The sequence below is a fragment of the Nocardia sp. CWNU-33 genome (assembly GCF_046764895.1).
GTDB lineage: Bacteria > Actinomycetota > Actinomycetes > Mycobacteriales > Mycobacteriaceae > Nocardia.
This window is the reverse complement of sequence record NZ_JBKOQN010000015.1, coordinates 42,750-68,613: the sequence shown is the minus strand read 5'-3', so window position 1 is coordinate 68,613 and position 25,864 is coordinate 42,750. Positions and strand designations below refer to the sequence as shown.

The following is a 25,864-nucleotide window of genomic DNA, read 5'->3' as shown; positions in this document are numbered from 1 at the left end:
TCGTCTTCGCCGTTGTACGTTGTACCGCTTCGCTTCTGCTTCCTCAGACCTCCACTTTCCGGCTCGGTTCTGCCGAGAGTGCCGCGCGGATCTTGTCTTCCAGACCATCGATCGCCGCCCGCGATGACCAGGCATCGGCGCAGGTCAGTCCCGGGAACTCGGCGCTGAACGCGATATAGGCAGAATCCCGTGGCGACCAACGGACATCGCATACCATGCCGACCAGCCTTCGCTCGATCGCGCGTGCCCGAACGGCGGCATGCTCGGCGGTATCCATACCACTAAGCCTGCTCGATCCCGACCGCGGGCAACCGATCACGAAGACCCTTATGACGAGGCCTTTCGTCCTCTCCGCTGGCCCTGGCGGGCCGGGAATCGCCGACGGTCCGGGTTACACTGTTTCGCCGTGTGCCTCGGCCAGCGCGCAACTGCTCACTCGCGGCACGGGCGTTGATCATCCGCTATCGGTGTCGACCATCCGGCCCAGTCGGGCCCACTGAGCGCGGCACAGCATGTGCCTGAACGAACTGCTGGTCGCAGGCCGAGTGTGCGTCGACGACGGCGACACCGGTGCAGGCATCCGGGACCAACGGCTCTCCACTCGGCGACGATCGGACCTGTCGCCGCGCTCCGTCGATGTCCACGCTGGAGAAGATCTGTGAGGAGGCCTGCGATGCTATTCGACGATCGCCGCGACGCCGGACGCCGACTGGCGGGGCGGCTGGAATATCTCCGGGACGAGGATGTTGTCGTGGTCGGCCTACCGCGCGGCGGTGTTCCGGTCGCGTACGAGGTCGCGCGGGCGCTGGAAGCGCCATTGGATGTGATCGTGGTGCGCAAACTCGGTGTCCCATATCAGCCGGAGCTGGCTTTCGGCGCGATCGGCGAGGACGACGTCCAGGTGATCAACAACGTCGTGGTCGCGTACACGCAACTCACCAGTGCGGATATGGGGACCGTGGAGCGCCGCGAACGAGAGGAACTTTCGCGGCGGGCCGAGCGGCTGCGGCGCACACATCCGCGTATCCCGCTGTCGGGCCGCACGGTGGTGGTCGTCGACGACGGCATCGCCACCGGCGCGACCGCCCGTGCGGCCTGCCAGGTCGCGTGGGCACACGGCGCACAGCGCGTCGTACTTGCCGTTCCGGTGGCGCCTCGGGACACGCTGGCGATGCTCAAAGACGAAGCCGACGAGGTGGTCTGTCTGGAGCTGCCGACGTGGTTCGGCGCTGTCGGCTGCTGGTATCGGCGGTTCGGCCAGGTCTCCGATGCAGAGGTCACCGAGCTGCTGCGCCGGGCCGCCGGAGACGTGCGGGAGCCACAGGCGGATCCTGCGGTTGATCCACCGCTGCGTGACGACGAGGTGCGAGTCCGGGCTGGGAAGGTCGAACTGGCCGGGCATCTCACCGTTCCGGAGAACCCGATCGGGATGGTGATGTTCGCGCACGGCAGCGGCAGCAGCCGCCACAGCCCGCGCAATCGCTATGTGGCCGCGGTGCTGAACCGAGCCGGGTTGGGCACCCTGCTTTTCGACCTGCTCACTCCGGAAGAGGAGATCCATCGGGCACTGGTCTTCGATATCGAGCTGCTGTCGCGACGACTGGTCGACGCGACCGGCTGGCTGACCCGTCAAGACGACGTCACCGGCCTGCGGATCGGGTACTTCGGGGCCAGCACGGGTGCCGCCGCGGCGCTTCGGGCGGCGGCCGACCCCGGCGTGGACATCGCCGCAGTGGTGTCACGTGGCGGCCGGCCGGATCTGGCAGGTACGGCCCTTGCGGCGGTGCGCGCGCCGACTCTGCTGATCGTCGGCGGGCACGACCATGTCGTGCTGGAGCTGAACCGTCTCGCGGCGCAGGCGATGTTGTGTGAGACCGCACTGACGGTGGTGCCCGGCGCCACCCACCTGTTCGCCGAGCCGGGCGGATTGGAGAAAGTCGCCGAACTCGCCCGCGACTGGTTGGTCAACCAGCTGGCGCCCGCGCCTGCGGCCGACGACCGGAGCGGCTCGACGACGGACACACGGTCATGACCACGCCAGCGACATCGTCGTGGCCGCCACGCACGGGCCGCTGACTGCGTGATCTCGGCCTGCGTCGTGTCGTGGTGGGCGACACCCTCGCATACCAGGACGCGACCCCGCCGATCGAGGTCTGCTCGATCGGCGCGCTGCGGACGAATGCCATCGTTCGTCTCCACAGCGCAGCCGCAACACAAGCCACTTACGGCACGGTCGATCGCAGCTCCGTGGCCGAGTAGTCCCTTCTCGCGGGCGGGCAGTGCCCGGATCGGTGCTTGGGCACCGCGGTTCGAGATCGAGGAGACTCCATGAAAACTGCAGAGACCACGTCGAAGACACCGGCGCGGAGGGTGCTTCGTGAGGCGGTCCTCGTCGCCGTGATCGGCGTGTTGGGTGCGGCCGGGCTGGTCGAACGTCCGTTCAGTGGGGCGGTCGCCGACATGTTGTGGCTCGCGGCCACAGTGGTCGCGCTCGTGCCCGCAGCAGTGTGGGTTTGCCAGGATCTTCGGCGCGGACGCTACGGCGCCGATCTGCTCGCGCTGGTGGCGCTGGTGGGTGCCGCCACGGTCGGCGAGTATTTCGCGGGCGCGCTGATCGCGTTGATGGTGGCCACCGGCCGGGTATTGGAGGCATATGCGAGCCGCCGGGCGGGGCGCGACCTATCCGCGTTATTGGGGCGGGCGCCGATGCAGGCGCATCAGCGGCGTGCCGGCGGCATCGAAACCGTTGCGGCCACCGAGATTTCTCCGGGCGATGTCGTGGTCGTTCTGCCCGGTGAGACGGTGCCCGTCGACGGAGTGCTCGCCATGGCGGGGGTTTTCGACGAATCGGCACTGACCGGGGAGTCGGTCCCCGTAGTGCGCCGCGTGAGCACCGAGGTACGCAGCGGTGTGGTTAATGCCGGTGCAGCCGTTGATATTCGGGCCTCCGCAACCGTGGAGGAGAGTACCTATGCCGGAATCGTCACGCTGGCGCGGCAGGCTGCCGCCACGGTGGCGCCGACGGCGCGGCTGGCCGATCGAGTTGCGGTATGGTTCCTGCCGCTCGCGCTCGTGATCGCCGGTCTAGCCTGGACACTCACGTGGGATCCGGTGCGGGCTGTTGCTGTGGTGGTCACCGCCACGCCCTGTCCGCTACTGCTGGCGGTGCCGGTCGCGATCACGGCCGGAATGTCGCGGGCTGCGCGAGCGGGTGTGGTGGTGAAGGACGGCGCAGCGCTCGAAACCCTTGGGCACGCACGGTGTCTGGCGATGGACAAGACCGGTACCGTCACTGTAGGCAGACCAGCGGTGATCGACATCGTCACCGCGCCCGGTGCCGATGCCGACCGGGTGCTGCGACAGGCCGCCGCGGTCGAACGGTTCTCACCGCATGTGCTCGCCAACGCCGTCACCGCCGCGGCCACGGCTCGCGGGCTGGAGCCCGATGCCGCGCAGGATGTTTCGGAGCAACCCGGCCTGGGTGCCACGGGGACCGTGGACGGTCATAGGGTTCGGGTCGGGCGGCTGCCGTCGCGAACCGAGCCCGCGCCCTGGGCACAAGCCGCCCAGCGGCGGGCCCGGCTGGATCTGGCCGTCCTCGTGTGGGTGTGCGTCGATGATGTGCCCATGGCAGCACTGCTGGTGCGTGACCGCATTCGCGCCGACGCCGCACGCACTATGCGTCGCCTGCGATCCGCGGGCCTGCGGCGGCTGCTCCTGCTCACCGGCGACCGGGTCGATAACGCCGCCGAGGTGGCACATTTACTGGGGCTCACCGAAGTCGTCGCCGACGCCGACCCCGCCGACAAGATCGCGGCCATCCGCGCGGAACGCGGCGACGGCGTGACCGTCATGGTCGGTGATGGTGTGAACGACGCACCGGCACTCGCAGTGGCGGATGTGGGCGTCGCCCTCGGATCTCGTGGGTCCACGGCCGCCGTACAGGCCGCCGACGCGGTGATCGTAGACGACCGCATCGATCGCCTCGCAGACGCGGTCGAGGTCGCCCAGCGGGCGCATCGGCTGGCCGTGCAGAGCGCGGTCGCGGGTATGACGCTGTCACTGGCGGCGATGATCGCTGCCGCCTTCGGGCTGCTCGTGCCCGCTGCCGGCGCGCTGGTACAGGAGGGGATCGACATCGTGGTGATCCTGAACGCGTTGCGGGCCTTACGGATTCATCGTGGGCGTCGCACCGCAGAGATCGACCCTCTGGTCGCTCGTTTCGCGCGGGAGCACGACCGGCTGCAGACTGCACGCGCCTCGGTTCGGCAAGCGGCCGACGCGCTGTCCCGTGGCCCTGGCCCGAGCGCCGATGCGGCAGTCCGCCGCGCATTCGATCTTCTCGTCGAGCACATACTGCCGCACGAACATGCCGAGGAGTCGCAGTTGTATCCAGCGCTGGCCGACTATTTGCGCGACCCGGAGGCGATGGTGACGATGAGCCGCGAGCACACCGAGATCGAACGGCTCGTCGACCGGATCCGCCGCCACCTCGACGACTCACCACACGGAATCCGCGCCGACCAGATCGATGATCTGCGAGCCACCCTCTACGGACTCGACGCGGTCCTCACCCTGCACTTCGCGCAGGAGGACGAGGCACTGTTCACGCTGGCGCGCAACCCAGCCGACAACTCCGCGACGAGTCCAGCCTGAGAGTGGACATCGAGGACGACCACGTACCCGCCTCGTGCGTCTCGCACAACGTCCGGAACCGATCCTGGCGGTCCCGACCGCAGGCCGGTAGCCACACGATCTCATCCCCTCGAAGGGGGATTTCTCTCGCCTACATACACGGGTGGCCCATCTAACGGCCGAGATACTCCCGCAAGCGGGAAGTACCAACCGAGCAATCCGAAAGAGCCGACGGGAGTGAATTCGTCACTCGCCGCCCGCCTCACCCAGGCCGCCAGCTCAGCACGCCATCCCGATCTACGGTGCACGTCCGGCCACTTTCACTGCTCCCGCTCTTCACCTGCGGAGTGGCTGTCTTTGCGCACATGTTTCTCATCCGAACGCCCCGGCGATCGGCCGGGGACTCGTAGGATCGAATGATGACGTTCCTCCAGGAATCCGAGGAACCTCCCGACCTCGGCAAGATCGAGAATCGGGCACCGTCGGTCGCCCAGATACTGGTCGACCGCGTCGCCGCAACTCCGGACGTAGAGGCATTCCGATTCCCCGACGGCGAGGGTTGGACCAGTGTGTCCTGGCAGCAGGTCGGTGACCGAATCAACATCCTCGCCGCCGGATTGATCGCGCTGGGAATCGACGCTCAGGACCGGATCGCGCTCGTGTCGTCCACACGGTATGAATGGGTGCTCGTCGATTTCGCGGTGATGTGCGCCGGTGCGGCCACCACCACCGTTTACCCCACCACCAACGCCACTGGCGTCACGTTCATCGTCGCCAACTCGGGCAGCCGTGTCGTTGTTGCCGAGAATCAGACCCAGGTCGACAAACTGATCGAGCACCGCGCCGAACTGCCTGACGTGCAACAGGTAGTGATCTTCGACGGCGAGGGCGACGGAAACTGGGTGATCACTCTCGACGACCTCGAAGAGCAGGGACGGAAACTGCTCGCCGGATCCCCCGATGCGGTGGTCGACCGCATCCGCGAGATCCGGCCCGAGCACCTGGGCAGCATCATGTACACCTCCGGGACGACCGGCACCCCGAAGGGGGTTCGGCTACCGCATTCCGCATGGACCTACAGCGCCGCCGCGATCGATGCCGTGAACGTTCTCGGCCCGGAAGACCTGAACTTTCTGTGGCTGCCGCTGTCTCACGCGTTCGGCAAGGTGATGTTGGCACTGTCACCGCTGATCGGCTTTCCGACGGCAATCGACGGCCGGGTGGACAAGATCGTGGAGAACCTTGCGATACTGCACCCCACCATCGTGGGGGCCGCTCCTCGCATTTTCGAGAAGGCGCATGCGCGTATCGAGGGCATGGTGGCCGAAGAAGGCGGGATCAAGAAGAAGATCTTCGACTGGGCGATCGGGGTGGGCCTGAAAGTCTCGCGTGCCAGACAGGCCGGCGAGAATCCGCCGCTGCTCGTTTCATTGCAGCACAAAGTTGCGGACAGGCTGGTGCTGTCCACCATCCGTGAACGCTTCGGTGGTCGGCTGCGGTACTTCGTTTCGGCAGCAGCCCCTTTGGACCGTGATGTCGCGCAGTGGTTCGACGCGATCGGCATCATCGTGCTCGAGGGCTACGGCCTGACCGAGACCGCCGCCGCCTCGTTCATCAACCGCCCAGGTGCTTACCGGTTCGGTACCGTCGGCAAACCGTTCCCCGGCACCGAGGTCAAGATCGCCGAGGACAGCGAGATCCTGCTCAAAAGCCCGGGGGTGATGAGCGGCTATCACGACCGCCCCGACGCCACCGCCGAGGCTTTCGACGCGGACGGTTGGTTCCGCACCGGCGACATCGGCGAGATCGACGCCGACGGCTTCCTCCACATCACCGACCGCAAGAAAGACTTGTTCAAGACCTCACAAGGCAAGTACGTCGCACCCTCCGCGATTGCCGCGACGTTCAAGGGACTCTGTCCGTACGCCGGAGAATTCATCGTCTACGGAGAGACCCGACCCTATTGCGTCGCCTTGGTCGGTCTCGATGCCCCGGCCATTACCGAATGGGCCGACAAGCACGACTTGGCTGACATGCCGCTCGCCGAAATCGCGCGGGACAAGAAGACCCACGACGTGATCGCCGGTTACATCGATGACCTGAACGCCCAACTCAATCGCTGGGAACAGATCAAGAGATTCGGCATCATCGACCGCGAACTGTCCGTCGAGGCAGGTGATCTCACACCGAGTATGAAGCTGCGCCGCAGGATAGTCGTCGACAATCTCGCGGACCGCATCGACGCCCTCTATGACTGAGGAGCGGAGGGTGATGTCGGCGATCACGGTGTCGTCCGCTGCCCTGGGCGTGCCGATATGCGCGGTGGCCGCGCGATATCGTCGTCCGGTCTCGGTCGGCGGCAGGGCGGGCAGACCATGGTCGGGCAGGGGCTGTGGCGAAACAGGTACGGGCTTACCGACGCGCCGGCACCAGCGGGCATGCGCCTTCGGCCATGGGTTCCGATAACAACCAGTTGTGCGTCCGCGGCGCGTTCGATCAGCGCTTGAGGTGGTGGCTCGGATACGACGGTAGCGGTGACGGCGACGTCGGGGAACGCCTGTCGTGCCGCGGACAGGGTTTCGTCGAGGGTGTCCTGCTCGGGGTGCAGGTCGGGGACTGTCGTCAGGTCTGGTGGCGGTCGGGCGGGGCGGGAGTGCACCGCGACGAGTGGTGCGGCGAACAGGTGCGCGTACTCGAACGCCATGCCGGTGGCTTCGGCGCTGTCGGCGTCTTCGTCGACACCGAGGACCACGGGCCGCCGATCTGGTAGCTGCCCGGATTCTCCCCGCCAAACGGTGACCGGACATGTGGTGTGTTCGGTGACGGTGCTGGCCCGCGAGGTGGCCGCGAGGACATCAGTGGTTCCGGCATCGGGGTGCCCGAGTACGAGCATCCGGGCACCCCTCCCGACGGTGGCCAACACCTGGGTGGCCGGTCCCTCGATCAGCTCACCGATCAGTTCGAGATCGGGGGAACCTCGACGGACCGCCGCGATTGCTGCGTCGAGGACCGCTGTCGCGCGCGCGTGCGCCGACACGAGGATCGGGACGTGGTGGGGCCGGACGATCTCCGCAACCATGGGATGGGCCTCGGGTGCGATGTAGACGATGCGAAGGGAACAGTGCAGGCGTTCGGCGAGAGCGGCCGACCACAGGGCCGCGTCGTGCCCGATCGGGGGTTGGTCGACGGTGACCACGATTCCCGCATTCTTGTGTGCGCTCATGCGCGTCTCCTCGGCACAGTCCCCTCGGCCGGTGATCGCAGCGGTCATTCGACCACCTGCGCCCCACGCGGTCGGTGTTTTCGCGAATGTCATCGGTCGAAAATCCTTGGCGCGCCGTTGATATCCGGTGTGTTCCATACCGCCGGAGCCGCAAGGTCTGGTGGATCTGCGGCGGGTCAGTCCGGCGTGTGCGCTTTGACCGCGGTGCTCGCCGTCCCGTTGTGTATCGGTGTCGACACCGGCGCTGTCATCGGCGGCGTCTGGACGGTGGGGGTCAGGGTCGTGGAGGCGGTGGTTTCGCGGGCGAAGAAGGCGCCGATGTCGCTGATCGCGCTCATCAGTGGTGCCGGGAACACGACGGTGGTGTTCTTGTCGACGCCCAGTTCGAGGAGGGTCTGCAGGTTGCGTAGTTGGAGGGCGAGTGGGTGGGCCATCATGGTGTCGGAGGCGTCGCCGAGTGCTGCGGCGGCCATGGATTCGCCTTCGGCGGCAATGATTTTGGCTCGCTTCTCCCGTTCGGCTTCGGCTTGGCGGGCCATGGCCCGTTTCATGGTGTCGGGCAGTTGGATGTCCTTCAGCTCGACCAGGGTGACCTCGACACCCCACTCCAGAGTGGTGGTGTCGAGGATCTGCCGGATGTCGGCGTTGATGGTGTCGGTCTCGGCGAGTGCTTGGTCGAGGGTGTGCTGTCCGACGACTTTGCGGAGCGTGGTTTGGGCGATCTGGTCGATGGCGGCGTAGACATTTTCGATGGCGACGACCGATTTCTCGGCGTCAACGACGCGGAAGTAGGCGACGGCGGAGATGTCTACGCTGACGTTGTCTCGGGTGATGATGCCTTGGGATTGAATCGGCATGGTGATGATGCGCATCGTCACCTTCCGCAGTCGATCGACGACCGGGATGATGAATCTCAGCCCAGGTTCTCGGACTGCGATCACGCGTCCGAGGCGGAACAACACTCCCTTCTCATACTGGGTCACCACCCGAATCGACAGCCACACCACGATCAGTGCCACGATGAGCACTGCGAAAGCAATCACGAGTGCATTCACAACTTCTCCTTATCGACGCGAATTCGCGTCGGCATCTGAAACGGGGTGGTTGACGGTGGCGCCGACCATGCCGACATGGCGATCACCAGCGGCCGGCTCGACGCGGATACCCGCGACGATCGCGGCTCGCCATCTTCAGAATGCAGCCCGCGTACACCGATTTCACAGTGCCGAACGGCACCGCCCGCTGGGTACTTCGTCGCCGTGCGCGAAGAAGCCCGGCAAGCCTTCTGTCAGGTCTGTGACCCCGCAGCCGAGGTCACGGGCCCATCACACGCACGCCATCGCCGGCTGTCGCAGAGTTGTGCGGACCGGCTTTCATTCGGGCCCAAGGTCACCCGAGTAGAGGTCCGTTGCATCGTGTGCCAGGCCGCATCGGCACATGATGCTGACAGGCACCGAAACACCGTCGACATCATCCACCTGCGAGGTGACTTCGAATGCATGCACGCGACATCCTCAGCCGCCCGGTCGTCACGGTCCGGCCGGAAACACCTCTGACCGCGGCCATCGGGCTGCTCACCGAGCATGGATTCGCCGCACTCCCGGTCGTCGACGAGTGTTTCCGGGTGATCGGCCTGCTCTCTGAATCCGATGCGCTAGCCGCGAAGTCCGCCGTACAGTCTGCGGTGGTCGAGGCGGTGATGACAGTGCCGGTGCAGGTGGTCCACCCGGGTACCGATATCGCCACCGTCGCCACCGAGATGCTCGCCGGACGGCTGCGTTCGATGCCGGTGGTCGAGGCGGGCATTCTGGTCGGCATCGTCTCCCGACGAGATCTGCTGCGCACCTTGATCAATGACGACGCCACGATCGAAGCCAAGATCCGAGCCCTGCTCGATGACTATGCGGGCAGCCGCAAAGATTGGACCATCGACGTGGCATCCGGCCGAGTCACCATCCGCGGCAACCGCATCGATCCCACCGAAGAACGCGTCATCATCACCCTTGCTCGCACCGTACCCGGCGTCGACCACGTCAAGGTGCTCGACTAGGAGGCACCGCTGTGCCGCTCCCGGAATGGTTGTAGCAGTAGCCATTTCACTACCGTGCGGTGCAGGGTACGTCCCGGTCGTTATTCGAGTAGCCCATCTTTGGAGGAACAATGAGCAGCCTCTCTGATCTCAGCCCGACTGAACGTCAGCTCGTTGCCGGGAAGGCCGTGGACGACCTCGGCTCGGACCGAGACGACCACATCCTGCTGCAGGTTCGCTGCGGTCGTAGTCACCACGTCGCAACGGTTTTCGATACAGCTCTGGGTGCGGTGTACGAGTCGTTGGTCGCCCCGCACGCCCATGGGCAGCGCGATTTCATCGACGAGGCACACCACGCGGGTCGGCACGGCACCCGCTACACCGATATCTTGCGTGGCGACCGCTTCAGCGATGACCTCGTTCCCGCCAACTGCGAGTGCGGTATGCACGAACTGTCACGAACCGAGCTGGGGCATGCCATCGATGCGCACCGGCACATGATCCAGTTGACCTGATCGCCCGCGGCGGAGATCGGTTATCGGCGTGGCTCGCGGTCAACCAGCTCGACGAATTGTGAACATGTCGAGTAGGGGCCGTCGCGGGGTGGGCGGTGGCTCCGGCTCGTCCGGTGCGGTCCCGATGCGGATGAGGACCTGCGGCACGGACGGGTGAGCGATTAGACGTGCCATAACTTTTCGGCCCGTCGTGGTTTCGGTGATGTGAGTGAGCGCGCACGTGGTCAGCCCGACCACCGTGCATTCCAACAGGACCGCTGAGAGCGCTTCTCCGGCATGCAGCCATTCCCCCACGGTCTCACCGGGTGAGCTGAGCACCACCAGCCGGGCGCGGTCTCGGAGGTCGGCCCGGCGCATCGAGTGCGCGACGGACGGAAACGCGCGCGCGACGCCGACCCGGGCAGCCTCGGCATCGGAGATCATGGCTGAGCGCGGAATACCCTCAGACAGCTGGGAATGCCCTGTCCACCAATGCAATTCGGTCTGGTACGACATGTCGTACCGATGCAGCGCCGAGGCATGCTCCGAGGCCGTCGCCAGCTGCGGCCGGGCACTCTCGTCGAGCACGTCGAGCTGGATATCGCACGCCGACACCAGGTTTCGCAGCGCGGGCACGATTTCGGCCCAGCTGTCCGGTTCGAGCATCGGCAGCCGGTCGGTGTGCCGGTGATGGATGGCGTTGCTGCAGGCGCGTATTTCGGCGGGTGGGTCGGGCCACGGACGGAATCCGATCGCGGCAAGGTGCTGTGGCTGCTCGGGATCGGGCAGGCGCACGACATCGGTGTGCCAGTTGTATGCGGCGAAGACCGTGCGCACGTGATGCAACATGGCGCCGCAGCTGATCACCAGTTGGCGTCCGCGCGGGTCGGCGGCGGGCAATTGCCGGTCGGTGTCACTGTAGAGATGCAGCCGGACGCCGTCGAATATCCAGCGCCATGGCTGGGTGTTGTGCACAGAGGGGGCGTGCGCGGCGAGCCGCATCGCTGCCAGCATCGTCGGGTGATCCGGCACCTCGGATAGCGAGACATCACTTGCGGTCATATCGGTGAGTCTGGTCGGCCGAGGCGTCCGGGGAGTACGGCCTTTGCGCACGTACTTACGGGTCTATGGTCACCGTTACGCTGCGGCACCTACGGTGAAGGCCATAGGAAGCCGGGAGGGTCCGGTCGATCATCGTTTCGAACTCGGAATCGATATCGAATTCCCAACCGCAGTACTGGTAGACCGACGATAAAGCGTCGTAGATCCCCATTGCGGCAAGCGATGTCAGCCACTCGACGCCATCGAGCCGGATCGTCTGTGCTCTTCGCCCGCCGTCGTCGAACTCGGCGAACAGTCGGCGACGGCCGACCGTACCGGCGAATACGGCAAGATCCGAGGCGGCGGCCGAACTCGGGTGGACCATCCAATGATGGTCCTCGTCGATGCGCAGGTAGGTGTCCCGGCACCCGCGCAGGAGCGCCGCCAGCTCTGCGAGCCGTTCCCGCATGCTGTCCGGAACCGTCGCGTAGTACGGCATGACGGCAGCGTAGCGGGTGATGCAGGCGGGTAGCGGCGAAGAGTTCCCAGTGACAGCGGCCGGCCCGGCTTTATGAAGCCGGCCATGGAGTCGAACGGGTCTGTCAAGGAGACTTTCGGCTCTGGCGGGGTTGTTCGACCGGGTGGCATGGTCGGCGGGACGAAGGGATCATGTCCAGAGCTACGTCAGGGACGGAGTCGGTCGTGCGGATTTCGCTCGGCCAGCACGTGTCCGCCGCTGGAGCCGTGTCGGGGGCCAGGGTGCGATTGACCTGGCATGCGGATCCGGCGGTCGATTGTCGCCCAGGCGAATGTGGATATGGACGGCCGATCGGTGCGGGTACAGGTCAAGGCCGCGACCACGCGGGAAGCGGTTGATCTGCTGGACGCCCGAGTGCACGGCGCTCGGCAAGATGGCCACCGAGGCAATGCAACGTATGGGTGTCACCCCCGACGCGCAGACTATGCAGCCCGGCGACGTGGCCAGTGAAATCATCGAAAACATCGGGAATGGCCCGGTACACGTTGTCGGAGAAGCGAATCGGTCGATCGCATCCCATGTCTGGACAGTGGACCGCCGCCACCTGCGACAACGGCGAAAGAGAACTATGCGTGCAGTCGTACTTCGAGGTGGCCCCCCTTGAAGTACGAGAAACCGTCGATCCCGTTCCCGAGGCGCCTCGGCCCGAGCAGAATCGGCATCGCGCGGGCGATGGCCGGCAGGCTCCTACCGTCTCGGCGATCCTGCAGAATCCCGCTACACCGGCTATGGAGTCTTCGGCCGATGGTCCAAGGTCGAGGAACTGTTGGACCCCGATGATGTGGCCGCGGGGCATGTGGTGCGGTTTCGTCGGTCGCGCGCTGGTCGCATCGTCCGCTCACGTCGACCGGCACACCCGAAAATCGTGTCGGTCGAGGCCTTCACCGAGGCACACCTGATCCGGCGCGCCAAGGCGGGCACCAGTAACCGCTCCCGCAGTCAGCTGGAGCGAGCTCGGCAAACGACGCTGCCGCGGCCGTATCATCCCACTGACCGTTGTACTGACGGCCGCCCAGGTCAACAAGCTGATCGACTCGCTGGGCGACATGTCAGCGGTCCTCAACGCGGGCGCACCCGAGGACAAGATCGCGCGCTATACGGCGCTCAACGTTGAGATTCGATACGACCATCGACAGCAAATCGCCACAGTGTTAGCCACCCCTTGTGTGGTTAGCACTGGTGTCCGGAGGATACATGCACTAACCACACAGATCGATCTGCGGCGACGCTAGAAGACCGTCGAACTCCTCAGCCCGCACTGCCACGATTACCCAAATGTTCGATTGGGCGAATACGGGTGCGGTACGAATTCGCGGACTGGTCTCATTCCAGGCGTTGGCCCCGATCAAGGGGTGCGAAAGACGTCTACTGCAGTGCGATGTCACTGCGACGCAACAGCCAGCGCCGAATTTCGTCCGCACCCCAGATGATCACCGGGAAGGGTGCGGCGAAGGCGAGCATGTCCGGGGTGAGCGCTGCCGTGTCGAGTAGGTGCTGAACCGGCGGGAAATAGACGATCACGGCCGCGAGCGCGAGTTCGAACGCGATACCCCACAACAGGAGAGGGTTGGACAGCACGCCGATCGAGCGCAGCGAGGCCCGTTCGGTGCGGGCCGCGAACGCGGTGCCGATCTGACCGGCGACGAGGCCGAAGAAGGTCATCGTGGTGGCCTGGAGGTAGGCGTGGTGCAGTGGCGTACCGGGGCCGGTGGGATCGCCCGGATGCCATCCCGCGCCCAGCAGAACATAGAAGAAACCCGCCATGCCCAGTGCCGCCGCTATCGTGCCGAGGAACAGCCACGCGCGCAACACCATCGGAATCCGGATGATCGCTTCGGTGCGTCGCCGAGGTGGTCGTCGCATGAGACCGGGCTCGGCCGGTTCGCGACCCAGTGCGAGCGCGGGCAGGGTTTCGGTGCCGATATCGATCGCCAGTAGCTGTAAGACGGTCAGTGGCAAGGGGATCGCACCACCCGAGAGCGCGAACACGATGAACGGGGTCACCTCGGGTGTTGCGTGGGCGAAAATGTAGAAGATGAACTTGCGAATGTTGTCGTAGACCCGCCGCCCGGCCTCGATCGCCGCGGCGATGGTCGCGAAATTGTCGTCAGTGAGGACCATGGTCGCGGCCTCGCGGGCGACATCCGTGCCAGAGCGGCCCATCGCGATGCCGATATCGGCGCGGCGCAGGGCGGGCGCGTCGTTGACGCCGTCACCGGTCATCGCCACCACATGGCCGGCATCGCGAAGTGCGTCCGCGACACGGAGTTTCGCCTCGGGTGAGGATCGAGCGAAGATCAGGTCGGGCGTCGCGGAGAGCAGGGTGTCCAGGTCGGTTTCGCTCATCCGGTCGAGCTCTTCGCCGGTCACCACGACCGGTTCGCCGCGGGTGATCCCTACCTGGGCGGCGACGGTCGCTGCGGTCAGGCCGTGGTCGCCGGTGATGACGATGATGCGGATGCCCGCGCTGTGGCACGCTGCGACGGCATCGGCGACCTCGGCGCGAGGCGGGTCCGTCATCGCGACAAGTCCGAGCAATACCAGCTGCTGTTCGGCGTATTCGCGCACCGCGGGCACGGTATCGGCCGGCAGTCTGCGTTCGGCGACCGCGAGCACCCGAAGTCCTTGCCGCGCTTGCGTATCCACCAGGTCCACCAGCGTTGCGCGCCGGGCGGGGTGCAACGGTTGCGGTCGGCCGTCGCCATCGAGTTCGGAAGTGCACAGCGGGAGCACTGTTTCGGGTGCGCCCTTCGTGTGCACCCAGATGCCGTCACTCGAGCTGTCGATCGTCGACATGCGCTTCCACGCTGGGTCGAAGTGAAACTGCCTCTGCCGCAGGCGCTGCCGGTCGTCAGGGTCCGTATGCGCACCCAGTGCCGCACCGGCGACGAGTATGGCGGTCTCGGTCGGATCACCCAGCGCCCGTCCGGTCTGATCGAAGCGGGCGTTGTTGCAGGCGATCATCGCGGCAGCCAGCCGAATGAGCGTCGGGTCGGCTGGGCGCGGTTGGAGGTCGTGCGCACCGGTCGACGTATGGATCACGGTGACCCGCATCCGGTTCTCGGTGAGGGTGCCGGTCTTGTCGGTGCAGATCACATCGGTCGACCCGAGTGTCTCCACTGCGCTGAGCCGCTTCACGACCGCACCGCGTCGTGCCAGGTCGCGGACGCCGATCGCCAATGCCAAGGTGATCGTCGGCAGCAGGCCCTCCGGTACATTGCCCACCAGGAGCCCGACCGCGAAGACCACCGCGTTGAGCAGCGACAGCCCGGCGCCTATGGTGGCGAGCGGTACAAACGCCGCCCCGAGCAGCAGCGAGACCAAGGCGATCAGCCAGGCGACCCGGCGCACTTGATGTTCTAGCGGGCTCTCGTCATGGCCGACCCGTTCCGACAGCGCCGCGATGCGGCCGAGCTCGGTACGCATGCCGGTGGCGAAAACGACCGCCTGCGCGTCGCCGCCGGTGCATGCCGTCCCGCTGAAGGCGATGTCCTGTGCCTGGGCCAGCGGCACACCGGTGTCCGGGGCATCGGCCGAGCGGAACACCGGCAGCGATTCCCCCGTCAGTTCGGACAGATCGACCTCGATTCCGCCCTCGAGCAGGCGGGCGTCGGCCGAGATTCGATCGCCTTCCTGGATCACCAGCACATCGCCGGGCACCACATCGACGGCATCGATCTGGGTGATCTCCCTGTCGCGCACTACCGTCGCTCGCGCCGGTAGATACGCCGCGAGTAACTCCACCGCTCGCTCGGCATGCCGCTCCTGTATAAACGCGAATGCCGCGTTGATCAGGATGACAACGATCACGGCGATGGCTACTGGTTCGATGCCGACCAGCCAGGCCAGGCCCGCGGCTGCCCATAGCAGCAGTGCCAGCGGATGGGTGAACTGCGCCAGTAGCTCACGCGGCCAGGTCCGTACGCCTCGTCGGCGCAGCGCGTTGGGACCGACGTGGATCAGCCGCCGCTGCGCCTCCCGACCGGTCAGCCCGGATCGAGAACTGCGCAGATCGCGAAGTAGGAGCTCTATCCGCTCCGTCGGATCGAGCCGCAGTCCGGACGCTCCTTCGGCCTGTTCGGCGCCGACCGCAGTGGAACTGTCCACTGATGGCGAAACTGGCGTGTTCATACGAATCAGCGCGGTCGGGCGATGATGACCGGGATGTCCGCGGCTTGCAGGACAGCTTGGCCGACCGAGCCGAGCGTTATCTCTGCGAAGCCACCGCGTCCATGGCTGCCGACGCAATCAGCTGCCATCGTCGGTCGGTACGCCGATTGTGTCGATGAGGCGCGATGGGGCGCGTGCCGGGCGGCCTCGACGGCTGCCCACCACACTGCGACAGTGGCGGCGGTAGAGTCGTCGACGCCGACGATGATCGGGGGGGCCGGCTGATCAGTGGACATGTCTTGCTGCCTTTCCGTGTTGGTCTGTGGGCTATCACGGATCTCGCTCATTCGGGATGAATAGCCCCAGTGCTACCCGGGGATGGCTGGTCGACTCAGGTTCTCGAAACCACGACCTTGAGTGCGTCAGTTTCCTGTGCCCGCGCGAATACGTCGTAGGCGGCGGGGAATTCGTGCATGCCGAAGCGGTGGGTGACCAGCGCTGCCGGGTCGAGCTGTCCGGTCTGCACGAGCCGGATGAGGGTGGGTGTGGTTGAGGTGTCCACGAGTCCGGTGGTGATGGTCAGATCCCGGATCCACACGTTTTCCAAATGCAAAGTGGCGGGCGCGCCGTGTACGCCGATGTTCGCGACGCGGCCTCCCGGGCGCACCAGGGCTACCGCGAGTTCGAAGGTTTCGGGAACACCGACGGCCTCCATCGCCACATCGGCGCCCAGGCCGTCGGTGATCGCGGCGACGGCGTCGCGGACATCGGTTGTGCGGCTGTTGATCACGATATCGGCGCCCAGCTTGTGTGCGGCTTCGAGGCGGTTGTCCGCGACATCGACCACGACGATGCGACCGGGACTGTAGAGCCGGGCGGTCAAGACCGCGGCCAATCCGATTGGACCGGCGCCGATGATCACCACGACATCACCGGGTTCGACGCGGCCGTTGCGGACCCCGACCTCATAGCTGGTCGGCAGGATGTCGGCCAGCATGAGCATCTGCTCGTCGGTGAGTCCGGCCGGAATACGGTAGGTCGAAGTATCGGCGAAGGGAACACGCACCAACTCGGCTTGTGTGCCATCGATCAGGTGGCCGAGAATCCAACCGCCGCCATCGAGGCATTGGCCGTACCTGCCTTCGCGGCAGAATCGGCAGCTGCCGCATGCGGAGATGCAGGAGATCAGGACGCGGTCACCGGCCTGAAGGGTCCGCACCGCGCTGCCGACGTCGGTCACGGTGCCGACGGCCTCGTGACCGAGTACACGTCCAGCGCTCACTTCGGGCACATCGCCTTTCAGGATGTGCAGATCGGTTCCGCAGATCGTGACAGCATCGACGCGGACGATGACATCGGTTCCCTGCTGAATCGTCGGGTCGGGTATTTCCTCCCATGAGGTGTTTCCTGGGCCGTGAAAGACCATTGCATGCATGACTTCTCCTTTGTCGGACTGGTCGGTATTCCGCGCAGCATGTCAGTTGGTCCGACCATTCGTATCGGCGCTGTTCACGCCTGCCGCGAGCAGAATGCGGTGTATTCGCTCGGCGGTGGAAGTCGTTCGTGCATAACCTGATTCGTCCTCCGGGACTGGCTCGGGCCCGGCGGCCAGCAGGGCTACCGCTTGGCCGATCGCGTGTGGTCGATTTTCGAGGGCGGCAGGGCGTTCGAGGTAGTAGGCCCGGCGCAGTATCTCGGGCAGTTGGGCGGCCAGCTGAGCCAGTGACGCTGATGCGGTCCCGCGCGGTAGGTATCCAGGCGCGCGGCGCGCGGTAGGAGAAGGCGCGGTCGTCGGTGTCGAGACTGTCGGCGATGACGCGCAACCACTCCTCAGCCATGTATATGGCGGGCGCGAAGGCATCGTCGAGACGACGGGGCATGGTGTCCTCCTCGGGCAGGCCCCAGGCGAATCAGGGGGGCGTACTGCTCAGCCTGAGGTGTTCGCGGCAAGGGCCCAAGGGTCCAAAGGCGGTGCCCGGCGGGGCGATGGTCCTCAGACGGCAGTGCACGATTCCAGGGTGTCGAGATGCTGCGCGGGACCGTTGCGGGTGCGCCTGCTCATTCCTCCTGGTGTGGTGGATTGAGCTTCGTGGCCAGCACGGCGGACTGGGTGCGTCGTTCGACGCCGAGCTCGGTCAACAGCCGGGAGGCATAGTTCTTCACTGTCTTCTCGGCCAGGAACATGCGGCCTGCGATCTGCCGGTTGGTCAGCCCCTCACCGAGCAGTTCGAGCAGCGTTCGTTCCTGGTCGGTGAGCGTGGCCAGCGGCCCAGTCTTGGCCGTGGCTTCGTCGCGCAGTTTCGCCATGAGCGCGGCGGCGGCCCGGTTGTCGAGCAGGGATTTGCCCGCGCCGACTTCGCGGATGGCATCGATCAGCTCAAGGGTGTCGATGTCTTTGACCACGTAGCCGCTGGCCCCCCAGGATGGCGTTGAGCATGGCCTGTTCGTCGGTAGACGAGGTGAGGATCAGGCAGCGTAGCTCGGGATGCTGGTACAGCAGTTCGCGGCATAGTTCGATGCCGTTGCCATCGGGCAGTCGCACGTCGAGGACCACGACGTCGGGGGCGCAGGGCTGGGATGCGCGCCATCGCGTGGGATACGGTGCCCGCCTTGCCAATGACTTCGAGGTCGGGCTCGGCGCTGATCAGGTCGGCAACACCGCGACGCACGATGTGGTGGTCGTCCACCAGGAACACTCTGGTCATTCCGCTGTGTCGCCGCGCAACATTCATTCAGCGTAGGGCCGACATGTCGGCGGCTATCCGGGGGCTCGCGTCGGCCCGCTGACACGATCGGCTCACACTGCGGGCCGTGCTGGCGACCGGCATCGAGGATGTGGTTGTTTTCGGTAGTCGATGGTGTTCTGTGGGCGCTTCGATTCGAGTGATGATCCGAGATCTTTGGTGGCACAGTAGTTTTCGGCGCGGATATCGGCGGTGTAGGGTTTGCCAGCATATTTCGAGTGTCACTACGCGGTGCGGCGAAACCAGCGGCGAACAGCTTTGTGCCGTCAGAGTTGTATGCCGACTAGCGCGATACCGTTCTGGCGGTAGGCCGTCACGGTGAAGTCCGCGGCGACGACCAACCGCATCAGCCTGGAATTCGCCGGAATCAACTCGGCGATGAATCGTTCGATGCCGCGCTCACGCGCGAGCTGCGCCAGGCGGTGAAGGAGGTCGGGGCCGAAAGCGCCCGTCCGGTCGTTCTGATCGGGAGCGATGGTCATGGCGAGCTCGGCCGTCTTGGTCGTGCCGAGCACGACGAAGTTACCGAGGCCGACGATCCGGTCGTCGGTGAAAGCGCCGAGCACACAGTGTGCCGGATCGCGGATGGCGAGGGCGTGAGCGACGTTGGGTAGCTCGGTCGGACGCGGCACGACATTTCGGAAGAGGCTGTCCTTATCGGGCATCCCAGCGTGCAGATCCGCGACGGTGGCGGTATCGGCTGGGCCGAGTGGGCGGACTGTGATGGTTTCGGTCGAGGTGATCATGCCGTGGACTCCCAGCCTCCGAGATCGAAATTGTTTCTCGAGCAAAGCATCTCTGAACGGGCGGATCGGGATGGGCCGAAGGTCCCCAACCGAAGGACCGAACAGCACAGTTGAGCGCTGGGCGCGGTCCATACTCGATCCGGTGCGGGATTTTCTTGTCATTACGTGGTTCGGGTGACCATGACGGGGCAATGGCCGTGCTGCACGAGGAAATTGGAGGTGGAGCCGAGTAGCAGGCCGGTGAAGCCGCCCCGGCCGCGACTGCCGACCACGACCAGTTGCGCGGATTTCGACCACTCCGTCAGCCGATCCATCGGCCCGGCCCGGTACACCTTGCGGGTGACCGGGACGTCGGGATACTTCTCTGTCCATCCGGCGAGTCGTTCAGCGAGCACCGCGTTCTCGGCGGTTTCCAAGACGGGCTCGGCCATAGGGTAGTCGGCCGGTCCGGCGAATTCACCGAAATGCCATTCGCTCCAGGAATGCAAGGCGATCAGATCGGTCCTGCGGTCGCATGCTTCGGCGAACGCGGCCGCGATGGCCGCCTCGCCGACGGGGCTGCCATCGATACCGACGACGACGGGTCCATCGTCGCGGATCTGGCCTTCGGTATCGGTCGGGCGGACCACGACGACGCTGCCGTGTCCGTGGCTGGTGACCGCGAGCAGGGTGGAGCCCAGGTGGGCGATGGTTCCCGCGTTGCCGGTGGCGCCGAGCACCACAAGGTATGCGGTCTTCGACAGATGTATCAGCAGCCGGGAAGGGCTCGCGTCGGACAGCTCGGTGGCGATGTCCACTCCGGGTGCGATTTCGTGGGCGAGTCTGCGTGCGGCGGCGACGTTTTTCGTGCCGCGCGCGCGGACCGTCTCGACCACGGAGGTGGGTATCACGTGGTAGCCGCCGAGCAGCGATTGGGTCGCGACGAGATCAAGGCCGTGCACGATGAGCAGTCGGCGGCCGCGCTGCGCGGAGAGCTCGGCGGCCCAGCGGACGGCGAGGTCGCTTCCGTCGGACCCGTCTACGCCGACGACAACCGGTGCCGAGGCCAGCTGGTGTGAATTATCGCGCTGCTGCGTGTTCATGGCGAAGCCCTTCGATCTGCGCTGAGCCGGATACCCGAACGGTACGAGTTCCCGACGGATCCAACTGCTGGCGATGGTCCCCGATCCGTGGGCCGAAGGACGCTACGGCGGCGCCACCCGCCACCTCAGGATCGAACCGAGATGGCACGCCGGTCGCCGCCTTGCGATGCGGTCCATCGAACTGGTGGCACCAGCCGAGGGCGGGAAGTCCGATTCATGCCTGGGTGGCACTCGGCAGGTTCGGTGCGCAGATCGCTTCGACGAATTCGCCGACTGTGTCTTCCGGCAATTGCCGCGACAGATCGGCCTCGGTGATGAAGCCGACCAGCAGTCGAGCGGCGCAATGTCAGTCGGCGGTTCAGGTCGGCTTGATCACCAGTGCCGAAATTCATTGTGCCAGCGACGCAACTGCTCCAGGTGTGCGACCAAAGCCGCCCACGGACAGGACCAAAGACCGCATCGCGGCCTGGCCGACTACGTGCACCGTGGACCCAAAGGACAATTGGTAAGGAGCGAGATGAGCAATTACGGTGCGACGGTCCGGGACGAGCTGCGTACGCCGACCCGCGAGCTGCGGCGCGCGATCCCACAGGTGTACGCCGGTTACAAGCAATTGCACGATGCGGCGTTCGCCGCCGGTGTGTTGGATACCAGAACCAAAGAGCTGATCGCCCTTGCCATCGCGGTGAGCAAGGAATGCGACGGCTGCATCGCCGCGCACGCGCACGCCGCGGTTCTACACGGGGCGACCCCCGAGCAGGCGGCCGAGACCATCGGCGTCACCTTCCTGATGAACGGCGGCCCCGCCACTGTCTATGGCGCACGCGCCTACGCCGCGTTCACCGAGTTCTACACCGACCACAATTTGTGAGCTCCGTGGTGCGGACCGTGTCGGATGTTCGCGCCGGTGTTCGAGTGGGTGTCGGCGAAAGCATGAGCCGGGACGACTGAACGAAATAAGGAACCAAGCATGCAGGCTCTGCCGGGCTCCGGCCCTGCCTTCTCCGACGTCGCGAGCATTCGGGTTGGCTGCGGGGATGGAGACGTGGGCGGGGTCGATGCCGCTACGTTCGTTATGCCGCCCGATTTGCCGGGTTGGGTGAGATCAGGCCGAGATCGCCGTCATAGCGGCGATACAGCAGATGGCCGCGACCGTCGGCCAAGTCGGTGAAGAACAGGAACGGCAGGCCGTGCTCGCACAACCGTTTCACCGCTTCGCCCTCTGGCAGGGCCGGCGGCGGACTTGGGGGCACCGTCAGTGGCAGCGCCCGCGGAGGGTAGGGCAATCGCGGTAAATGCTGATGCCGCTGTCGAGCCAGCCGCAGCCCTGAGGGAGCGGCCCGATAAACGATCGCATCCTCGCCGGTCTCGGCGTCGGTGAACAGGTGCACGTCGTAATCCATTGCGTCCATTGACGCCACCGCCACACGGACATCCGCTGTTGCCAGTGAGTACGGTTTGCGACGCGCTACTGCCCCTTCCCCCGGTGCGGCCAGCGCGGATCGGGTCGGATCGGGCAGAGTCCACGGCTGCCACGGTCCCGATAGTCGGGAGATCTGCTTGTCCAGCCGGTCGACCGCGGGCAGTACGACACCCTTGCCGGGGACCATCGTCTGGATGCGGGTCGGCGTGCCGAGTACGCGCAGATTCACCTGCACAAGCATCGGGCCGTCATCGCAGTTTGCACCGGTCACTCGGACCCGCGCCCCGCTGGTGGTCCCGCGCCGCGCCAACACCCGGCCGACCGCACTACCTATCCGTTCGATCTCGAGATCCGCGATTCGGCCCTGAACAGAGACAACGACATCGGGAAACGTCGGGTACTTACTCGGACACGGTGTACGCACGGCGACAGTCCCCCTTCTTCTTTGATAGTGACAGCACATTCTGCAGGCACCCCCAGATTCACCCTCGCCTGGGCTGACCGGAAAGAGCCGAAGGTCCCATGACCAGATGACCGAGGTCCTCCGGTAGTCGAAAACCTCTGGGCCTCAGCGAGTTACCGCGTCGAGGACTCGGTCGGTCGCGGTGGGTAGGTACGGATGCGGTGGCCCGCCTCGAGGCATGTACCGTCTTCGGCGTCGAGCAGCTTCCAGTCGCACGGTACCCAGGAGCGCATACCAGCCGATACCCCGCACGTCCGGCTCGTGCGCCGAGTTGTCGATTCCGCGCCGACTCCGGATCAGTTGGCACCGGCCTCACCTGCTTGTCGTCGTCGGCTGGCGCAGCCGTCCTCGTGAATGTTTCAGGGGCGGAGCGACCTCCGCCCAGTACTCGTGCCGAATCGCATCCCATAGCCGCGACAGCTCGCGGAATTGCTCTCGTATCTGCACGAGGTCCGGTGCCGACGCCGCGGTGAACGCAGCCAAAGGCATGTCGGACCGTTGCGTACCTGCGTCATCCGACACCCCGCATAGCGCCGTCCCTGACGAGCTGAGTCGCGTTGCTCCGGCCGCTGTACAACGGGCCGGCGCCTCACCTCACAGCATCCGTTGACGTTGCAGGGATTTGAGGGAGACGAACCCGATAGCGCCAGGGATCCAGAAGGTCGCCAACCGGTAGGCGAGGACACCGGCGACCGCCGACGCGCTGGGCACACCGCCCACCATGAGACCGGCCACCAGGGCGGCCTCGACCACACCGAGGCCCGCCGGGGTCGGGCTGGCCGCGCCCAACGCCGCCCCGCCGAGGAAGACGGCGGCGACCAGGGCCGCGGACGGGTGTCCGCCGAATGCTTGTACTGAAAAACCCAGGGCCGCAACGTAAGCGACATTTACGCAGATCTGGCCGCCGAGCACCATCGCGGCACGTCGTGGCCTGCGCAGCACATCGGTCATCGAACCGGCCGCGCTCCGCACCTGGGCGAGCTGGTCAGGGCGACGCAGCAGCAGCGCGACTGCGCCGCCGAGCACGGTCATCACGGCCACGAAGCCGATGAGCAGTACCCAGCCGCTGGGCAGTGCGGAACTCAGCAGCAGTCGGGTCCGGCCGAGCCACACTCCCGCTCCGGCGAGCTCGATGACATGCAGGATCGCACCCGAGGCGACTGTCAGTGCGACGGCGGCGACGGCGGTGGCCCTGGTCATCCCGGAACGTTCCAGATAGCGTTCGTTGACCGCGGTACCGCCGATGCCGTAGGGCACCAGCTGGTTGGCGAACGAGGTCGCCAGTTGCACATTCATTGTGCGGCCGAATGCGAGCGGGCGGGGACTCGCTCCCATCAGTACCAGCGCCGCCGCCGCATAGGTCACCACCGACATCGCCAAGGCGCCGCCCAGCCATTGCCATTGCGCGTCGTCCAGGGTGGCGATGGTGGTGCCGAGTTGACCGACCCGCGGTAGTAGCACGTAGGTCGCGAAGATCGTCGCGGCGATCCAGCCGAGGGTGCGCCAACGGAACCGCACCAGCACCTCCGGTACGACGGCCGCCACACCGGTCGTATCCGCGATGGTGGCACGCAGTTCGTGCAGCAGGTGAGGCTGATGCCGGGTCGTGCGGCGGGTGGCCACGGCCAGCGCCAGTGGCTGGAGCAGGGGCGCCGCGCTGGTCAACGCGTCGGTGCCGAGCACCATATGCGCCGTCGCGACCGCACGTTCCGGACCGACCTTGAAGCTCATCGAGACGAGCAGTTCGGCGACGTCGGCGTCTAGCAGATGGTCGGAGGCGCCGGATTCGCCGAAGCCGAAATCGACGATCCACGGTGCGTCCTGTTCGTCGATGAGGATATTGGCCAGGCGCAGATCGCGGTGGGCGATGCGGGCTGCGCGCAACAGCGCGATCTGGCACCAGATATCGCACAGGGATTCGTCGGAGATCGGGCCGGACACCGTGCGGGCGAGATTGCGGCTCGGAACGCGTTCTTCGGCGATCCACGCGTCACCGCTCGCGGCGACGCCGACCGAGGTGATCGTCGGCGTGCGCACGCCCGCGCGTCGGGCCAGCAGAGTCAGGAACGCTTCATGTTCGGCCTTCTGTTTCGGGGTCGCGAACGGCGATTCGTCCTCGACCTCCCGGAATATGAGGTGCCGGAACAGTTTGAACAGCACATCGGCATTGCGTTCGTGATAGCCGATTACCTTCACGAACAGCTCACAGGTCTCGGTGGTGACGTAGAACGGCCGGGACCCGCGCGCGTCGAGGACCGCGGGGATGACCCGCACCGGGCGCAGTCCGGCGGCGGTAAGAGCCCGCAGCACCGCAGGCGCCTCGGCTCGGTGCACGGGAGCGCCCCAGAGTAGGTGCAGCGCGGCGGCAACCGTCCAACCCAGCGCCGCGCCGCCGAAAACGTCCAGCACGAAATGCGCCCCGACGAAGACCCGCGACAGGGCGACCGCTCCGGCAAGCGCCCAAACGGCGCGTCGCCAGGGCCGGGGCAGCCACGGGCTCGCCGCGGCCGCCATAGCTGCCGCGACCGCAGCGTGCCCGGAGACGAAGCCGAGTCCGCCCTGGTGTGTGCGCAGGTTCAGCTCGTTGAGCAGGACATTCGGTCGCGCGCGACCGATCAGCGTTTTCACCTCGATGGCGAGCAGATAGGAGAGCACGCCCGCCGCGGCGATGTCGCGGGCCATCCGGAACCGCCGCGCCACCAGCGCCGCGCCTGCCGCGACGCCGACCGCGCCGATGGTGCCCAGCTGCATGATGACCCACAAGACCGGCGCCACCCACGAGGGCAGGTCGTTGATCACCCGGAACAGGTCGACCTCGAGTTGCGGTACCTCGGTATGGCGGGCCGCCAGCGCTGAAATGGTCAGTGCCACCAGGCCGAGCACGACTCGGATGGCATCGCCCGCATGCCGCTCGACGACTCGGGCCCGGGGTGGGATGTCGGCTGCGGTCGTGGCCTGCGACGCCGAGGTCGGTGTCACGCCGACCGGCACCGCCTCGATCCGTGTCGCCTCAGCCGTCATCGTCATCGGTCTTTCGTCGGTGGAACTGCAGTGTCGCAACCGAGCCCAGGGCGCGACCAGGGGCGTACGGCTCCCGGATCAGGGCCGATGGACCCGTCGTCGGGTAGCGGTGCGCCCAGCACGCCCGTCAGCTGTAGCAGCCAGAGCGGCCGGTACAGCGCGTCGGGGAGTGCGTTGACGCGCAGAAACAGTTCGCGGTCTACGCGCACGAGCGCGGCGGACCCGGTGGCCAGGGCGCCCAGCATGGTCAGCAGCACACCGGCGACGGCGAGCCGCAGATCTGTTGCTCGCCGTCGACTTGGCACGGTCATCGCG

The 25,864-nt window shown here is 66.1% G+C and carries 19 protein-coding genes and 2 pseudogenes; 7 read left to right on the top strand and 14 right to left on the bottom strand.

Annotated elements, in window-relative coordinates; genetic code table 11:
- Positions 1–43: 43 nt before the first annotated feature.
- Entirely contained in the window at positions 44–277 is a 234-nt protein-coding gene (locus ACLMAL_RS21220) for a hypothetical protein (protein WP_412000666.1), read from the bottom strand.
- 396 nt (positions 278–673) lie between these two features.
- Between ACLMAL_RS21220 and ACLMAL_RS21215 the strand changes: the two genes are divergently transcribed.
- From ACLMAL_RS21215 to ACLMAL_RS21205, 3 genes are all read left to right on the top strand, one after another.
- Entirely contained in the window at positions 674–2,032 is a 1,359-nt protein-coding gene (locus tag ACLMAL_RS21215; protein ID WP_412000665.1) for a phosphoribosyltransferase family protein, read from the top strand.
- 296 nt (positions 2,033–2,328) lie between these two features.
- Positions 2,329–4,656, top strand: coding sequence for a heavy metal translocating P-type ATPase (locus ACLMAL_RS21210; protein WP_412000664.1), 2,328 nt, complete (start codon positions 2,329–2,331; stop codon positions 4,654–4,656).
- 398 nt (positions 4,657–5,054) lie between these two features.
- Positions 5,055–6,893, top strand: a complete 1,839-nt coding sequence (locus ACLMAL_RS21205; protein WP_412000663.1) for an AMP-dependent synthetase/ligase — start codon at positions 5,055–5,057, stop codon at positions 6,891–6,893.
- A 23-nt stretch (positions 6,894–6,916) separates the two neighbouring features.
- Here the strand turns inward: ACLMAL_RS21205 and ACLMAL_RS21200 are convergent, their stop codons facing one another.
- Both ACLMAL_RS21200 and ACLMAL_RS21195 read right to left on the bottom strand, forming a co-directional pair.
- Complete coding sequence (locus ACLMAL_RS21200; RefSeq protein ID WP_412000662.1) at positions 6,917–7,858, bottom strand: universal stress protein; 942 nt, start codon at positions 7,856–7,858, stop codon at positions 6,917–6,919.
- Positions 7,859–8,034: 176 nt separating this feature from the next.
- On the bottom strand, positions 8,035–8,913 hold the full coding sequence (locus ACLMAL_RS21195) for a slipin family protein (RefSeq protein ID WP_412000661.1): 879 nt from the start codon (positions 8,911–8,913) through the stop codon (positions 8,035–8,037).
- 440 nt (positions 8,914–9,353) lie between these two features.
- On the opposite strand from ACLMAL_RS21195, the gene ACLMAL_RS21190 reads away from it, so the two are divergent.
- Positions 9,354–9,908 (top strand): CBS domain-containing protein, encoded by a 555-nt coding sequence (locus tag ACLMAL_RS21190; RefSeq protein ID WP_412000660.1) that lies wholly within the window; start codon positions 9,354–9,356, stop codon positions 9,906–9,908.
- A gap of 110 nt (positions 9,909–10,018) precedes the next feature.
- Entirely contained in the window at positions 10,019–10,402 is a 384-nt protein-coding gene (locus ACLMAL_RS21185) for a hypothetical protein (protein WP_412000659.1), read from the top strand.
- 39 nt (positions 10,403–10,441) lie between these two features.
- Here the strand turns inward: ACLMAL_RS21185 and ACLMAL_RS21180 are convergent, their stop codons facing one another.
- The 8 genes and pseudogenes from ACLMAL_RS21180 to ACLMAL_RS21145 all read right to left on the bottom strand — a co-directional run bounded on the left by ACLMAL_RS21180 (position 10,442) and on the right by ACLMAL_RS21145 (position 20,642).
- Entirely contained in the window at positions 10,442–11,443 is a 1,002-nt protein-coding gene (locus ACLMAL_RS21180; protein WP_412000658.1) for an Acg family FMN-binding oxidoreductase, read from the bottom strand.
- Positions 11,444–11,498: 55 nt separating this feature from the next.
- The gene (locus ACLMAL_RS21175) at positions 11,499–11,921 is read right to left on the bottom strand and encodes a hypothetical protein (protein ID WP_412000657.1); all 423 of its coding nucleotides are present in this window, start codon (positions 11,919–11,921) and stop codon (positions 11,499–11,501) included.
- Between the two features lie 1,404 nt (positions 11,922–13,325).
- Entirely contained in the window at positions 13,326–16,067 is a 2,742-nt protein-coding gene (locus ACLMAL_RS21170; RefSeq protein ID WP_412000656.1) for a cation-translocating P-type ATPase, read from the bottom strand.
- 29 nt (positions 16,068–16,096) lie between these two features.
- Positions 16,097–16,366, bottom strand: a complete 270-nt coding sequence (locus ACLMAL_RS21165; RefSeq protein WP_412000655.1) for a universal stress protein — start codon at positions 16,364–16,366, stop codon at positions 16,097–16,099.
- Positions 16,367–16,461: 95 nt separating this feature from the next.
- Positions 16,462–17,505 carry a zinc-dependent alcohol dehydrogenase family protein gene (locus ACLMAL_RS21160; RefSeq protein ID WP_412000654.1) on the bottom strand — a complete coding sequence of 348 codons (1,044 nt, stop codon included), beginning with the start codon at positions 17,503–17,505 and terminating at the stop codon, positions 16,462–16,464.
- 623 nt (positions 17,506–18,128) lie between these two features.
- Positions 18,129–18,775 (bottom strand): annotated as a pseudogene (locus ACLMAL_RS21155) (response regulator transcription factor).
- 305 nt (positions 18,776–19,080) lie between these two features.
- Entirely contained in the window at positions 19,081–19,560 is a 480-nt protein-coding gene (locus ACLMAL_RS21150) for an N-acetyltransferase family protein (RefSeq protein ID WP_412000653.1), read from the bottom strand.
- 161 nt (positions 19,561–19,721) lie between these two features.
- A complete protein-coding gene (locus ACLMAL_RS21145) occupies positions 19,722–20,642 on the bottom strand; it encodes a universal stress protein (protein ID WP_412000652.1) in 921 nt (306 codons plus the stop codon).
- 517 nt (positions 20,643–21,159) lie between these two features.
- Between ACLMAL_RS21145 and ACLMAL_RS21140 the strand changes: the two genes are divergently transcribed.
- Together ACLMAL_RS21140 and ACLMAL_RS21135 are read left to right on the top strand one after the other, a co-directional pair.
- A complete protein-coding gene (locus tag ACLMAL_RS21140; RefSeq protein ID WP_412000651.1) occupies positions 21,160–21,513 on the top strand; it encodes a carboxymuconolactone decarboxylase family protein in 354 nt (117 codons plus the stop codon).
- Positions 21,514–21,579 (top strand): annotated as a pseudogene (locus ACLMAL_RS21135) (thioredoxin domain-containing protein); the annotation flags it as partial.
- Positions 21,580–21,715: 136 nt separating this feature from the next.
- On the opposite strand, the gene ACLMAL_RS21130 reads toward ACLMAL_RS21135, so the two are convergent.
- The 3 genes from ACLMAL_RS21130 to ACLMAL_RS21120 form a co-directional block, all read right to left on the bottom strand.
- Positions 21,716–22,489 carry a sigma 54 modulation/S30EA ribosomal C-terminal domain-containing protein gene (locus ACLMAL_RS21130; protein ID WP_412000650.1) on the bottom strand — a complete coding sequence of 258 codons (774 nt, stop codon included), beginning with the start codon at positions 22,487–22,489 and terminating at the stop codon, positions 21,716–21,718.
- A 633-nt stretch (positions 22,490–23,122) separates the two neighbouring features.
- On the bottom strand, positions 23,123–25,555 hold the full coding sequence (locus ACLMAL_RS21125; RefSeq protein WP_412000649.1) for a lysylphosphatidylglycerol synthase domain-containing protein: 2,433 nt from the start codon (positions 25,553–25,555) through the stop codon (positions 23,123–23,125).
- Positions 25,552–25,860, bottom strand: coding sequence for a hypothetical protein (locus ACLMAL_RS21120; RefSeq protein ID WP_412000648.1), 309 nt, complete (start codon positions 25,858–25,860; stop codon positions 25,552–25,554). The genes ACLMAL_RS21125 and ACLMAL_RS21120 overlap by 4 nt, the downstream gene beginning before the upstream one ends.
- Positions 25,861–25,864 lie beyond the last annotated feature (4 nt).

What these genes read in the sequence shown, in the direction of transcription:
- ACLMAL_RS21145 (WP_412000652.1), bottom strand. Translation starts at nt 20,642, where the DNA reads ATGAACACGCAGCAGCGCGATAATTCACACCAGCTGGCCTCGGCACCG.
- ACLMAL_RS21175 (WP_412000657.1), bottom strand. Translation starts at nt 11,921, where the DNA reads ATGCCGTACTACGCGACGGTTCCGGACAGCATGCGGGAACGGCTCGCA.
- ACLMAL_RS21150 (WP_412000653.1), bottom strand. Translation starts at nt 19,560, where the DNA reads ATGATCACCTCGACCGAAACCATCACAGTCCGCCCACTCGGCCCAGCC.
- ACLMAL_RS21185 (WP_412000659.1), top strand. Translation starts at nt 10,019, where the DNA reads ATGAGCAGCCTCTCTGATCTCAGCCCGACTGAACGTCAGCTCGTTGCC.
- ACLMAL_RS21190 (WP_412000660.1), top strand. Translation starts at nt 9,354, where the DNA reads ATGCATGCACGCGACATCCTCAGCCGCCCGGTCGTCACGGTCCGGCCG.
- ACLMAL_RS21125 (WP_412000649.1), bottom strand. Translation starts at nt 25,555, where the DNA reads ATGACGATGACGGCTGAGGCGACACGGATCGAGGCGGTGCCGGTCGGC.
- ACLMAL_RS21120 (WP_412000648.1), bottom strand. Translation starts at nt 25,860, where the DNA reads ATGACCGTGCCAAGTCGACGGCGAGCAACAGATCTGCGGCTCGCCGTC.
- ACLMAL_RS21205 (WP_412000663.1), top strand. Translation starts at nt 5,055, where the DNA reads ATGACGTTCCTCCAGGAATCCGAGGAACCTCCCGACCTCGGCAAGATC.
- ACLMAL_RS21160 (WP_412000654.1), bottom strand. Translation starts at nt 17,505, where the DNA reads ATGCATGCAATGGTCTTTCACGGCCCAGGAAACACCTCATGGGAGGAA.
- ACLMAL_RS21180 (WP_412000658.1), bottom strand. Translation starts at nt 11,443, where the DNA reads ATGACCGCAAGTGATGTCTCGCTATCCGAGGTGCCGGATCACCCGACG.
- ACLMAL_RS21140 (WP_412000651.1), top strand. Translation starts at nt 21,160, where the DNA reads ATGAGCAATTACGGTGCGACGGTCCGGGACGAGCTGCGTACGCCGACC.
- ACLMAL_RS21215 (WP_412000665.1), top strand. Translation starts at nt 674, where the DNA reads ATGCTATTCGACGATCGCCGCGACGCCGGACGCCGACTGGCGGGGCGG.
- ACLMAL_RS21220 (WP_412000666.1), bottom strand. Translation starts at nt 277, where the DNA reads ATGGATACCGCCGAGCATGCCGCCGTTCGGGCACGCGCGATCGAGCGA.
- ACLMAL_RS21200 (WP_412000662.1), bottom strand. Translation starts at nt 7,858, where the DNA reads ATGAGCGCACACAAGAATGCGGGAATCGTGGTCACCGTCGACCAACCC.
- ACLMAL_RS21210 (WP_412000664.1), top strand. Translation starts at nt 2,329, where the DNA reads ATGAAAACTGCAGAGACCACGTCGAAGACACCGGCGCGGAGGGTGCTT.
- ACLMAL_RS21165 (WP_412000655.1), bottom strand. Translation starts at nt 16,366, where the DNA reads ATGTCCACTGATCAGCCGGCCCCCCCGATCATCGTCGGCGTCGACGAC.